Source organism: Friedmanniella luteola (genome assembly GCF_900105065.1).
Taxonomy (GTDB): domain Bacteria; phylum Actinomycetota; class Actinomycetes; order Propionibacteriales; family Propionibacteriaceae; genus Microlunatus; species Microlunatus luteolus.
Genome location: NZ_LT629749.1, coordinates 2,775,955 through 2,788,019, shown reverse-complemented (window position 1 = coordinate 2,788,019; position 12,065 = coordinate 2,775,955). Strand labels below are relative to the sequence as shown.

The window sequence follows — 12,065 nt, the reverse complement described above, 5'->3', positions numbered from 1 at the left end:
GGCCCGGGAGGGCCCTCAGCCCAGCGGTCGGGCGGTCACGACCACGTTGTCGGAGTAGCCCCGGCCGCGGTCGAAGCTGCCCCCGCAGGTGATCACCACCAGGGCGGGGTCACCGTCCCGGCGGAACACCCGGTCGAGCGGCACCTCGGCCTTCGCGACCTTCTCCACCGAGCTGACGGCGTAGCGGTGGACCTGCTCGTCGGCGGCGGTCACCCGCAGCTCGTCGCCCTCGTCGAGGTCGCGCAGGTTGGCGAAGGGACCGAGTCCGTCGGCGACGGTGTCCACGTGGGCGGCCAGCACCGTCGTGCCGGCGCGGGCGCCCGGCCGGGCGCTGTAGGCGTACCAGGCGACCTCGTCGACGGTTGCGGGCAGCAGCATGAAGCCGTCCGCGTCGACACCGTAGGGCTGGACGGGCAGGTCGATGCGGACGTCGTCCGCGACGAGGCGGACGGGGGCCGGTGCCTCCCGGGCCGCGGGCCGGAGCGTGGCGCGGACGGTCGGCACCGCCGGTGCGGCGGCCTCCGACGGTTCCCGGCTCGGGGCCGCCGGGGTCGGGGTCGGGGTGGGTGCTGCGGTGGTGCGGGCCGGCGGGGCCGTCGCCGGAGCGGCGGTCCCGCCGGCGCAGCCGCCGAGCGGCAGGAGGAGCAGCAGCCCCAGCGACCCCAGCACCGCGGTGCGGTGCCGTGGGCTGGCGTGCGGCGTCATGACCCTCCTGCCGTTCGTGCGGTGGACCGGTGCGTGGGTCAGCGACCGGCGCGGACCACGCCGAACCGCCGGCTGGCGACGCCGGCGGCCACGACGACGAGCATGCCGCCCGCGACCAGCGGCAGCGGGTTGCTGTCCGCGGCGAGACCGGCCTCGCCGGCGTTCACCCCGCCCGGCCCCGAGTGCAGGCCCGAGATGGTCTGCACGGCGAGGTCGAGGTTGTCGTCCTCCAGGCTGCCCCAGGCGTAGACGATCGTGTTGACGCCCTCCTTGACGGCCACGTCGGCCGGGCCGATCACCGGGTCGGTCGTGCCGGCCGCGGCCACGGACGCCTTGACGGTGCCGGCCGCCAGGTCCAGCACCTCCTCGTCGGGGTTGCTGAGGTCGCTGATGACGGCGTCCCCGCCGGCCAGCACGTCGACGGCCGGGGCGGCCGCGGTGTGCCGGACGGTCAGCCGGCCCTCACCGGCGGCGGTCTTCGAGGTGTCGTTCTCGAAGAGGGTGGCCGTCGGGTCCCCGCCCTCCTCCAGGTGGGCGACGGCCGTGTAGTTGCCGCCGGCGGCCAGCTCGAGGTCGATCGGCCCGATCACCGGGTCGGAGTCGTCGTCGGCGTCAGCGGCGGTGATCGCCACCTCGTAGGTGCCGGCGTCGAGGTCGAGCGGGCCGGCGAGCGTGCCGGGGGTGAAGTCGTCCAGGGTGAGCTTGCCGTCCACGTAGACGTCGACGTCGGTGTCCGGGACGGCGTGCAGGACGGACAGCTTGACGCCGTCCGCGGCGTGGGCAGGCGTGACAGCCAGAGCCGCCGTGCCCAGGGTGAGCGTGCCAGCGGCTGCGAGGGCCAGGGCGCGGGTTCGAGTGCTCATGGTTTCTCCTTCGTCGGATGGGACCTTGCCCTGCTATGCGGTGGCCGAGCCGGTCTGGATGCAGACGACTCCCGTCGCGATCAGACCGCCCGCGGTGCATCCGGCCGGTCCCGGCCAGCGCAGAAGGGGTCATCGCCCCACCGGGGGCGCCACTCGACGCAGAGGAAGGCTCACCATGACCCTCGGACGACTCGCCCGGACGGGTGCGGTGGTCGCGCTCGCGACCGCGGCCACGCTCGCCACCCTGGCCCCCGCCGACGCCCACCGGCGCCCCGCGGCACCGACCGGCACCACCAGCCTCGCCACCGTGCTCGCGGCCGACGGCGCCGGCTTCGACCGCAACCCGCGCGACTACGACATCCTCGACAACGCCGTCAGCGCCGTGCTGAAGGCGAAGCCCACCAGCCCGGTCGCGGTCCTCGCCGACGGGGACACCGCCCTCACGGCCTTCCTGCCCACCGACCGGGCCTTCCGGCAGCTTGCCGTCGACCTGACCGGGCACCGCTACCGCAGTGAGTCCAAGGTCTTCACCGTGCTCGCGACCGAGCTCGGCGTCGAGACGATCGAGGACGTCCTGCTGTACCACGTCGTGCCCGGCGCGATCCTCAGCTACCGGCAGGCGCTGCGCGCGGACGGTGCGGTCCTCACCACGGCGCTCACCGGGTCGACGGTGCGGGTCGACGTCGTCCGCTGCGCCGTCGTCAAGCTCGTCGACGCCGACCGCGACGCGCGCAACCCGGTCGTCGTGGCCCGCGACCTGAACGCCGGCAACGTCCAGATCGCGCACGGCATCGACCGGGTGCTGCGCCCCGTGGACCTCTGAGGACGGCCCGGTCATCGCCTGGACTGATCCCGTCGCGGCGGCAGTAGGCTGCTGGACGCGAGGGCCGGTGGCCCCCTCGGACGTGCGAGGGGGCCCGGCCGTCGCCGACCACGCGGGGGTGGCTCTCAGCCGCTCTGCGCTCGACGACACGGGGGAGGGTCTGCTGGTGACGGTCGACCCACCGCCGCGGACCGCCGTGGACGCCGTCGACTGGGCGGGGATGAGCGACGCCGACCTCGGGCTGGCCTTCGCCGACGGGCTCGACGGGAGCCTCGAGGAGTCGTTCCGGCGCTGGGGGACACTGGTGAACACCGTGGCCTGGCGACTGCTCGGCGACGCAGGAGAGGCCGAGGAGGTGACCCAGCAGGTGTACGTCGCAGCGTGGCGTGGTCGCCACACCTTCGCACCCGACCGGGGCAGCCTCGCGGCCTGGCTGCTCGGCAGCACCCGGCACCGGGTCGTCGACCGGCAGCGGGCGCGCGGACGCGAGATCCGGCTCATCCGGGCCGCGGCGGAGGACGCCGTGCAGCAGAGCAGCCCGGAGGCCCCCGAGGTGGTGACCGACCGCCTGCTCCTCGCCGACGAGATCGCCCGGCTGCCCGACCCGCGGCGCTCGATCCTGCAGCTGGCCTTCTACGACGGCTACACCCACGCGGAGATCTCGGAGCGTCTCGGGCTGCCCCTGGGCACGGTGAAGAGCCACGCCCGCCGGGCCCTCCTGCACCTGCGCGACCGGCTGACCACCTCATGAGGCACCTGGACGAGGAGACCCTCGCCGGGATCGCGCTGGGCGAGCCGGACCAGCCGTCGGCCCGCGACCGCGCCCACCTCCTGGTCTGCCCGACGTGCGCGGAGACGCTGCACGAGCTGCAGGCGCTGGTCGCCACGGGACGGGCCGAGAAGCCCGGACCGGTGCGACCACCCGGGGCCGGGGTGCTCGCCGCGATCCAGGCCGAGCTGGCCGCCGACCGGACGTCCGCCGCGCCCGCCGCCCCGGCGTCCGAGCCCGTCCCGGCCGTGAGCTCGGCGTCCGTCGCCGTCCTGGACCGGCACCGCAGGGACCGGTCCGGCTCGTCGACGCCGCGGCGGCTGCTGGCCGCGGCGGCCGTCGTGCTGGTCGCCGCCGGGGGAGCGTTCTGGTACCGCGCCGCCACGGCCGACGTCCTCCTCGCCAGCACCACGCTCGCCTCCCTGCCCGACCACTCCGGCAGCGGCACGGCGCAGCTGACCGAGCACGACGGCGACCTGCGGCTCACCGTCGACGTGACCAGGCCCCCCGCGGGCGACGCCTTCGAGGAGCTGTGGCTCATCAACACCGACGGCCGCCGGATGATCTCCCTGGGCGTCGTCCCGCCGGACGGCCGGGGCAGCTACCCCGTGCCGCTCACCGAGCCGGGCCTGGACGGGTACACCGTCGTCGACATCTCGCTGGAGCCGTTCGACGGCAACGCCGCGCACAGCCGCAACAGCCTCCTGCGCGGCACCCTCGGCTGAGGGGGCCACCCGCGAGCGGCGTTCAGGCCTCCGCCGGCTCCTCGCGGCGTGAGCCGGGCAGCAGCCGCCCGAGGGTGAGCGCCAGCCGCAGGGCGTAGGCGTCGCGCGGGTCCGTGGGGCTGTACCCCGTCACCTCGTGGATGCGGCGGAGCCGGTAGCGGACGGTGTTCGCGTGCACGTACAGCAGCCGCGCGGCCGCTTCCACCGAGAGGCCCTGGTCGAGGAAGGTGACGAGGGTCTCCAGCAGGCCACCACCCGCGGCCCGCAGCGGGTCGTAGAGGTCGCGGGCCAGCGCCCGGCGGGCGTGGCCGTCGCCGGAGAGCGCCCGCTCGGGCAGCAGGTCCGAGGACGCGACAGGGCGCGGGGCCTCGGGCCAGCCGGGGGCCGCCCGGAAGGCGGACAGGGCCTCCCGGGCGCTGGCGGCCGCCTCCATCAGGTGGTCCACGGCGGGACCCACCACGACCGGGCCGGCCCCGAAGACCGACGCGAAACCCGCCGTGACCTCGGCGGCGCGGCCGGGGGTGGTCAGGTCGGCGCCGCCCAGCACGACGACCATCCGGTCGCCCTGCACCGCGCCCAGCATGTCGGTGTGGGCGATGGCGGCGGCGTGCCGGATCGCCTCCAGCGCCTGGGCGCTCTCCCGGTCCGGGGCCGGCCCGACGACCACCACGGCGGCCGCGGTGGAGCGCCAGCCCAGCGTCGAGGCGCGGGACAGAACCGTCTCGTCGGTCTCGCCCCGCAGCACCGCGTCGACGGTGAGCGCCTCCAGCCGGGCGTCCCAGGCTCCGCGGAGCTCCGCGGCGCGGGCGTAGATCTCGGCGGCCGAGAAGGCCACCTCGCGGCTGTACTGGACGATCGCGGCGTGCAGGATCGGCCGGTCGGCCTTCGGCATCACCTCGTCGATCTGGTCCTCGACCACCTCGATCGTGGTCCGCACCAGCTCGACCGTCTGGTAGAGCGAGATGCGCCGGGCCAGCTCGCGCGGGGCCGAGCCGAACACCTCCGAGGTGACCGGTCCGGACGGCTCGGGCTCGGCGAACCAGCGGACGAAGCCGTCGATGCCGGCCTGGGCGACGAGGGTGACCCAGGACCGGTGCTCGGCGCTCAGCCGGCGGAACCAGGCGTGCCGCTGCTCCATCTCCGCGACGGTGGCGGTCGTCATCTCACCGGTGACGCCCGAGAGCCGCTTGGCGATGGTCGAGCGGGTCTTGGCCGAGGGGAGCAGCGACTTGTTGATCCCCCGGGTCGTCGCAGCCATAGGCTGACTCTAGTGCTGGGCGCCCGTCGTCCCGGCCGCCGACGGAGGGGAGCGGGTGGGCGTGAGCGACCTGGAGACGAGGCCGTCCGAGCAGCGGCTGGCCGGCCCGCCGGCCGGTGGACCCGAGGAGCTGCTGCTGACGGCACGCCGGGTCTACCTGGGCAAGACGACCGAGGTCGCGCGGCTGCTCCCGGACCGGCAGGTGCGGATGATCGGCGCCTGGTGCTTCCTCGACCACTACGGTCCCGAGGACCTCGGCGACGCCCCGGGCATGCGCGTCTGGGCGCACCCGCACACCGGGCTGCAGACCGTCAGCTGGCTGCTCGAGGGCGAGATCGAGCACCGCGACAGCCTCGGCTCGCTGGCCCGGGTCCGGCCGGGCGAGCTGCACGTCATGACGGCGGGCGCCGGCATCGTGCACAGCGAGCTCTCCCCGCCCGACCGGCCACCGACGATGCACGGGCTGCAGCTCTGGGTCGCCCTGCCCGAGGCCGCCCGGCACGGCCGACCGCACTTCGACACGGTCACCGACCTGCCGCGGCTGACCCGGGAGGGCCTGCGCGGCCAGGTGCTGCTGGGCGAGGTCGACGGCGTCCGCTCGCCCGCTCCCGCCTACTCCCCGCTCTGCGCGGCCGACCTGGAGCTCGTGGCCGGTGCGGACGTCGAGATCACCCTCGACCCGGCCTTCGAGCACGGCGTCGTGGTCGTGGCGGGCGAGGCGACCGCCGCGGGGACGAGCGGTGGCGTCGACCAGCTGGTCTACCTGGGCACCGGCCGGTCACGGCTCCGGCTGCGCAGCGCCACCGGGGCCCGCGTCATGCTGCTGGGCGGGGAGCCGTTCCCGGAGGAGATCGTCCTGTGGTGGAACTTCATCGGCCGCAGCCACGCGGAGGTCGCCGGCTTCCGCGACGCCTGGGAGCGGCGCGAGGCGCGCTTCCCGCCGGTCGTGGAGCGGGGCGAGCGCGTCATGGAGGCCCCGCCGCTGCCCACGGTGCCCCTCAAGGCCCGGCCGAGCCGTCGGGTGGCGCGGTGACCGCCGGGGCCGGGGCGGCGGTCGGCGCCCTCCGCGAGATCGGCTTCCTGCTCGAGCGCTCGCGCTCGGACACCTTCCGCGTCAAGGCCTACCGGGGCGCCGCCGACGCCCTGGAGGCGATGTCGCCCGCGCAGGTGGCGGAGCACCAGACGGGACGGACCTGGGGCACCGTGACCGGCGTCGGCCCGAAGACGGCGACGGTGATCAGCCAGGCGCTCGCCGGTGAGGTGCCGGCCTACCTGCAGCAGCTGCGGGACGCGAAGGCCCCGCTCGTCGACGGCGGGACCCGGATGCGCGCAGCCATGCGGGGCGACCTGCACGTGCACTCCACCTGGTCCGACGGCGGGAGCCCGCTGGAGGAGATGATGACCACCGCGCGCGACCTCGGCCACGAGTACTGCGCCATCACCGACCACTCGCCGCGGCTGAAGGTGGCGCGTGGGCTCAGCGCCGAGCGGCTGCGCGAGCAGATCGACGTCACCCGGGCGCTGGGGGAGCGGCTGGCGCCCTTCCGGGTGCTGCAGGGCATCGAGGTGGACATCCTCGAGGACGGCGGGCTCGACCAGTCCGACGCGCTGCTGGCCGAGCTCGACGTCGTCGTCGCCAGCGTGCACTCCAAGCTGCGCTCCGACTCCGAGACGATGACCCACCGGATGGTGGGCGCCATCGCCAACCCGCGGACGAACGTGCTCGGCCACTGCACCGGGCGGCTGGTCGAGGGGGAGCGCGGCACCCGGCCGCCGTCGACCTTCGACGCCGAGGTGGTGTTCGAGGCCTGCCGCACCTTCGGGGTGGCGGTGGAGATCAACTCCCGGCCCGAACGCCGTGACCCGCCGACCGCGCTGCTGCAGCTGGCGGTCGACATGGGCTGCGTCTTCTCCATCGACACCGACGCGCACGCGCCCGGGCAGCTGGACTTCCAGATCTACGGGTGCGCGCGGGCGGAGGAGATGGGCATCGACCCCGACCGGGTGATCAACACCTGGCCGGTCGACCGGCTGCTGGAGTTCTGCGCCCGCTGAGTCCCCGGCCCGGGCCGCTGGTTAGGGTCGAGGCGTGGACGACTTCTCCCTGGCCGCCGACCTCGTCCGCGAGGCCGGGACGCTCGCCGCCCGGATGCTCGGGGAGGGCCTCGAGACCCGGTACAAGACGTCGGTCTCCGACGTCGTCTCCGCAGCCGACCACGCCGCCGAGGACCTGGTGGTCCGCCGGCTGGCCGAGGCGCGTCCCGACGACGGCCTGATCGGCGAGGAGGGCCATGCCCGTCCGGGCGCCCGGACCTGGTACGTCGACCCGGTCGACGGCACCTACAACTTCCTGTCCGGCATCCCCTACTGGTGCTCCGCGGTCGGCCTGGTCGACGACGAGGGCCCCGTGGCCGGGGCCGTGTACTACCCGGCGCGCGACGAGCTGTGGCTCGGCGGCCGCGACCACCCGACGACGCTCAACGGGGTCCCCGTCGAGCGGCTGACCGACCGGCCGCTCGAGGCGATCTCGGTCGCCACCTACTTCCACCCCCGGCACACGCAGGACCCCGCCCGCGCCGCGTCCTGGCAGGCGGCCACGAACGCCTCGGCCGCGGTCCGGATGCTCGGCTCCGCCTCCGTCGACCTCTCCGGGGTGGCCAGCGGCCGGCTCGGGCTGTTCCTGCAGGGGAACCTCAGCCCGTGGGACTGGTACCCCGGTGCCGCCCTGGTGCTCGGCGCCGGCGGCGTCACCGACGAGGTCGCCTTGCCGGGCATCACCTGGCAGGTGGCGGGCAACCGGCAGGCCGTCGCCGACGCCAGCGCCGCCCTGCGCGGCGCCGGCGCTCCCCGTCACGAGCCGTGAACGACGTCGGCGTCTGGTCCGACTTCGTCCACACCTTCGCGCCCAGTGCTCGGAGCCGTCAGGCGCCGGCCCCCTCCTGGGCGACGTGCGCGACGGCGGTGGGGTCGCCCAGCGAGTAGGCGTCGTAGGCCTTCTTCGCCGCGGCGGGGTCGTACTGGCCCTCGCGGGCCAGCGTCTCCAGCGTGGCGACGACGATCGACTCGGCGTCGACCTGGAAGAAGCGGCGGGCGGCGGCCCGGGTGTCGGCGAAGCCGAACCCGTCGGTGCCCAGCGAGCACCACGGCTGGTGCACCCAGGGCCGGATCTGGTCCTGGACCGCCCGCATGTAGTCGCTGACCGCGACGACCGGCCCGGCCGCGCCGTGCAGCGTCCGGGTCACGTACGGGTAGCGGCGCTCCTCGTCGGGGTGGTTGAGGTTCCACTCCTCCGACTCGAGACCGTCACGCCGCAGCTCGTTCCACGACGTCACCGACCAGATGTCGGCGGCGACGCCCCACTCGTCGGCCAGCATCTGCTGGGCCTTCACCGCGGCCGGCATGGCCACGCCCGACGCCAGCAGCTGGGCCCGCGGGTGGTCACCCTCGAGCGTCGCGTCGGCGTGCTTGTAGATGCCCTTGAGCAGGCCTTCGACGTCGAGGTCCGCCGGTGCCCCGGGCTGGGGGACCGGCTCGTTGTAGACGGTGATGTAGTAGATGAGGTTCTCGCCCTCGGGGTGGGCGTCGTCCTCGTGCCCGTACATCCGGCGCAGGCCGTCCTGGACGATGTGCCCCACCTCGTAGGCGAACGCCGGGTCGTAGTGCACGACCGCGGGGTTGGTGCTGGCCAGCAGCGGCGAGTGCCCGTCCGCGTGCTGCAGGCCCTCACCGGTCAGCGTGGTCCGCCCGGCGGTCGCGCCCAGCAGGAAGCCGCGGGCCATCTGGTCGGCCATCGCCCAGATCGAGTCACCGGTCCGCTGGAAGCCGAACATCGAGTAGAAGATGTAGAAGGGGATCATCGGCTCGCCGTGCGTGGTGTGCGCGGACCCGGCGGCGATGGTGGAACCCATCGCCCCGGCCTCGGAGATGCCCTCGTGCAGCAGCTGACCGGAGGTGCTCTCCTTCCACGAGAGCAGCAGCTTGCGGTCCACCGACTCATACGTCTGGCCGTGCGGGTTGTAGATCTTGGCCGTCGGGAACATGGAGTCCATGCCGAACGTCCGGAACTCGTCCGGGGCGATGGGGACGATCCGGTGGCCGATCTCCTTGTCCCGCATCAGGTCCCGCAGCAGCCGGACGAAGGCCTGCGTCGTCGCGACCTTGGCCTTCTCCCCGGCCGACTCCATCAGGGGTGCGTAGACCTCGTTGCCCGGCAGCTTCAGGCTCAGCGGCTTGGCGCGGCGCTCGGGCACGTAGCCGCCCAGCGCCCGACGGCGGTCCTGCAGGTAGGTGATCTCGTCGGAGTCCGCCCCCGGGTGGAAGTACGGCGGGTTGTACGGGTCCTCGAGCTGGCTGTCGGGGATGTCGAGGTACAGCCGGTCCCGGAAGGCCTTGAGGTCCTTCGTCGTCAGCTTCTTCATCTGGTGGGTGGCGTTCTTGCCCTCCAGGGCGTCGATCGTCCAGCCCTTGACCGTCTGGGCGAGGATCACCGTCGGCTGGCCCACGTGGTCCTGCGCGGCCTTGAACGCGGCGTAGACCTTGCGGTAGTCGTGGCCGCCGCGGGAGAGCAGCTTGATCTGCTCGTCGCTCATCCCCGAGACCATCTTCTGCAGGCGCGGGTCGTCGAAGAAGTTGCCGCGGATGTAGGCGCCGTCCTCGACCAGGTAGGTCTGGAACTGCCCGTCCGGCGTGGTGTTCATCTTGTTCACCAGGACGCCGTCGCGGTCAGCCGCGAGCAGCGGGTCCCAGTCGCGGCCCCAGAGGACCTTGATGACGTTCCAGCCGGCCCCCAGGAAGTAGGACTCCAGCTCCTGCACGATCTTGCCGTTGCCGACGACGGGGCCGTCGAGCTGCTGCAGGTTGCAGTTGACCACCCAGGTGAGGTTGTCCAGGCCCTCGCGCGAGGCCACGCGGATGGCGCCGAGCGACTCCGGCTCGCCCATCTCGCCGTCGCCGAGGAAGGCCCAGACGCGCTGCTCGGCGGTGTCCTTGATGCTGCGGTTGTGCAGGTAGCGGTTGAAGCGGGCCTGGTAGATCGAGTTGATGCCCGTCAGGCCCATCGAGACCGTCGGGAACTCCCAGAACTTCGGCATCAGCCGCGGGTGCGGGTAGGAGGACAGGCCCTGGCCGGCACCGCGGGAGACCTCCTGGCGGAAGCCGTCGAGGTCCTCGCTGCTCAGCCGGCCCTCGAGGAAGGCCCGGGCGTAGACGCCGGGCGAGGCGTGGCCCTGGATGAAGACCTGGTCGCCACCGCCCGGCGCGTCCTTGCCGCGGAAGAAGTGGTTGAAGCCGACCTCGTAGAGGCTGGCGGCGCTCTGGTAGGTGGCGATGTGGCCGCCGACCTCGAGGCCCTTGCGGTTGGCCTTGCTGACCATGATCGCGGCGTTCCAGCGGATGTAGGCCCGCAGCCGGCGCTCGATGTGCTCGTCGCCGGGGAACCAGGGCTCCGCCTCGGCCGGGATGGTGTTGACGTAGTCGCTGCTGCGCAGGGCCGGCAGGCCCACCTGGGCGGCGCGGGCGCGCTCGAGGAGCTTGAGCATGATGTAGCGGGCCCGGTTCTTGCCCTTCTCGTCCAGCAGGCCGTCCAGCGACTCCAACCAGTCGGCCGTCTCGTCCGGGTCGATGTCGGGGATCTGGCTGAGCAGACCTTCGGCGGTGATGGCCGGACGAGTTCCGGGCTTGGCCATGCGAGCTCCTCACGATCTCCAGCGACGGTGACGCTGGTGTTCTCCAGGGTCGTCGGGTCGACGACGACACCCCATCCTGTCACCTGGCGGCAACGGGGGCACCCATGGCCGGGCTGCCCCGCGGGGCACGCGCGGGCGCCTCGCCGGGAGCCGGGACACGCCGGGGGTTCCACCGGGTGGCCGCCTCTGGCAGGCTGGCCCCAGAGTTGTCCGTCACCGCGGCCGCTGCGTGCAGGAGATCTGCTCGGCGGCACCGCACCACATGAAGGAGCTGCGCACCGAGATGAGCGAGCTGAGCCCTCGCGTTCCGGATCCGATGCTCACGCGCTGCACGCACGCGACGTGGACCCGGGGGTCACGGTGAGCGCGCCCGAGCACGACCAGGTGGTCGTCAGCAAGCTCGGCCTGACGCCGGGCCTGGCGGTCCAGGAGATCGGCTGGGACGACGACGTCGACGACGAGATCCGCGTGATGATCGAGGACGCCGTCGACGGCGAGCTGGTCGAGGAGGCCGTGGAGCCGGTCGACCTGGTGCTGCTGTGGTGGCGTGACGGCGACGGTGACCTGGTCGACGGCCTGGTCGAGGCCCTGCCCGACCTCACCGACAGCGGCTACATCTGGCTGATGACGCCGAAGGTGGGCCGCGACGGCTACGTCGACGCCGTCGACCTGGCCGAGGCGGCGGTGACCGCCGGGCTGGCGCAGACGACGACGGCCACGGTCTCGGCGGACTGGGCGGCCACCAAGCTGGTCCGGCCCAAGGGTTCGCGCCGGTGAGCGCGGCGGTGCCCGAGGTCGGGCAGACCGCCCCGGAGTTCACCGCCCGCAACCAGCACGGTCAGACGGTCACCCGTGCCGACCTCCTCGGCGCACCGGCGGTGCTCGTCTTCTACCCCTTCGCGTTCTCGGGCATCTGCACCAGCGAGCTGGGCGCGTTCCGGGACGGCCTGGCCGAGTTCAGCGCCGTCGCCGCGCGGGTGCTGGCGATCAGCTGCGACCCGGTGTTCGCCCTCCGGGCGTTCGCCGACGCCGAGGGGCTGGCGTTCGACCTGCTGTCCGACCACTGGCCGCACGGCCAGGTGGCGCGCGACTACGGCGTCTTCGACGAGGAGTGGGGCACCGCCCGGCGCGGCTCCTTCGTGCTGGACGCCGCGGGCACCATCACCTGGTCGGTCCTCACCGGCCTGGGCGAGCCCCGGAGCATCGCGGAGCACCTGCAGGCGCTGAGCGCCGCCTGA

At 73.8% G+C, this 12,065-nt stretch carries 12 protein-coding genes; 8 read left to right on the top strand and 4 right to left on the bottom strand.

Going from position 1 to position 12,065, the window contains the following annotated elements:
• Positions 1-15 precede the first annotated feature (15 nt).
• Together BLT72_RS13095 and BLT72_RS13090 are read right to left on the bottom strand one after the other, a co-directional pair.
• Positions 16-705: a class F sortase gene (locus BLT72_RS13095; RefSeq protein ID WP_091413346.1), complete on the bottom strand. Its 690-nt coding sequence runs from the start codon at positions 703-705 to the stop codon at positions 16-18.
• A 38-nt stretch (positions 706-743) separates the two neighbouring features.
• Positions 744-1,568, bottom strand: coding sequence for a DUF4397 domain-containing protein (locus BLT72_RS13090; protein WP_091413344.1), 825 nt, complete (start codon positions 1,566-1,568; stop codon positions 744-746).
• Positions 1,569-1,743: 175 nt separating this feature from the next.
• Between BLT72_RS13090 and BLT72_RS13085 the strand changes: the two genes are divergently transcribed.
• The 3 genes from BLT72_RS13085 to BLT72_RS13075 all read left to right on the top strand — a co-directional run bounded on the left by BLT72_RS13085 (position 1,744) and on the right by BLT72_RS13075 (position 3,885).
• Positions 1,744-2,391 (top strand): fasciclin domain-containing protein, encoded by a 648-nt coding sequence (locus BLT72_RS13085; RefSeq protein WP_091413343.1) that lies wholly within the window; start codon positions 1,744-1,746, stop codon positions 2,389-2,391.
• A gap of 166 nt (positions 2,392-2,557) precedes the next feature.
• Complete coding sequence (locus BLT72_RS13080; protein ID WP_231930042.1) at positions 2,558-3,142, top strand: RNA polymerase sigma factor; 585 nt, start codon at positions 2,558-2,560, stop codon at positions 3,140-3,142.
• Complete coding sequence (locus BLT72_RS13075) at positions 3,139-3,885, top strand: anti-sigma factor (RefSeq protein WP_091413341.1); 747 nt, start codon at positions 3,139-3,141, stop codon at positions 3,883-3,885. The genes BLT72_RS13080 and BLT72_RS13075 overlap by 4 nt, the downstream gene beginning before the upstream one ends.
• Before the next feature lie 22 nt (positions 3,886-3,907).
• Here the strand turns inward: BLT72_RS13075 and BLT72_RS13070 are convergent, their stop codons facing one another.
• Entirely contained in the window at positions 3,908-5,143 is a 1,236-nt protein-coding gene (locus BLT72_RS13070) for a PucR family transcriptional regulator (protein ID WP_091413340.1), read from the bottom strand.
• Between the two features lie 61 nt (positions 5,144-5,204).
• On the opposite strand from BLT72_RS13070, the gene BLT72_RS13065 reads away from it, so the two are divergent.
• The 3 genes from BLT72_RS13065 to BLT72_RS13055 are packed head-to-tail and all read left to right on the top strand — an operon-like array spanning position 5,205 to position 8,006.
• Positions 5,205-6,176 carry a pirin family protein gene (locus BLT72_RS13065; protein WP_091417398.1) on the top strand — a complete coding sequence of 324 codons (972 nt, stop codon included), beginning with the start codon at positions 5,205-5,207 and terminating at the stop codon, positions 6,174-6,176.
• Positions 6,173-7,198 (top strand): PHP domain-containing protein, encoded by a 1,026-nt coding sequence (locus BLT72_RS13060; protein WP_091413338.1) that lies wholly within the window; start codon positions 6,173-6,175, stop codon positions 7,196-7,198. Before BLT72_RS13065 ends, BLT72_RS13060 begins: the two co-directional genes overlap by 4 nt.
• A 34-nt stretch (positions 7,199-7,232) precedes the next feature.
• Positions 7,233-8,006, top strand: a complete 774-nt coding sequence (locus BLT72_RS13055) for an inositol monophosphatase family protein (RefSeq protein ID WP_091413336.1) — start codon at positions 7,233-7,235, stop codon at positions 8,004-8,006.
• Positions 8,007-8,064: 58 nt separating this feature from the next.
• Here the strand turns inward: BLT72_RS13055 and aceE are convergent, their stop codons facing one another.
• Positions 8,065-10,827 (bottom strand): pyruvate dehydrogenase (acetyl-transferring), homodimeric type, encoded by a 2,763-nt coding sequence (gene aceE, locus BLT72_RS13050; protein ID WP_091413334.1) that lies wholly within the window; start codon positions 10,825-10,827, stop codon positions 8,065-8,067.
• Between the two features lie 342 nt (positions 10,828-11,169).
• Between aceE and BLT72_RS13045 the strand changes: the two genes are divergently transcribed.
• Together BLT72_RS13045 and BLT72_RS13040 are read left to right on the top strand one after the other, a co-directional pair.
• Complete coding sequence (locus BLT72_RS13045; RefSeq protein WP_231930041.1) at positions 11,170-11,604, top strand: DUF3052 domain-containing protein; 435 nt, start codon at positions 11,170-11,172, stop codon at positions 11,602-11,604.
• Positions 11,601-12,065: a peroxiredoxin gene (locus BLT72_RS13040; protein ID WP_091413332.1), complete on the top strand. Its 465-nt coding sequence runs from the start codon at positions 11,601-11,603 to the stop codon at positions 12,063-12,065. Before BLT72_RS13045 ends, BLT72_RS13040 begins: the two co-directional genes overlap by 4 nt.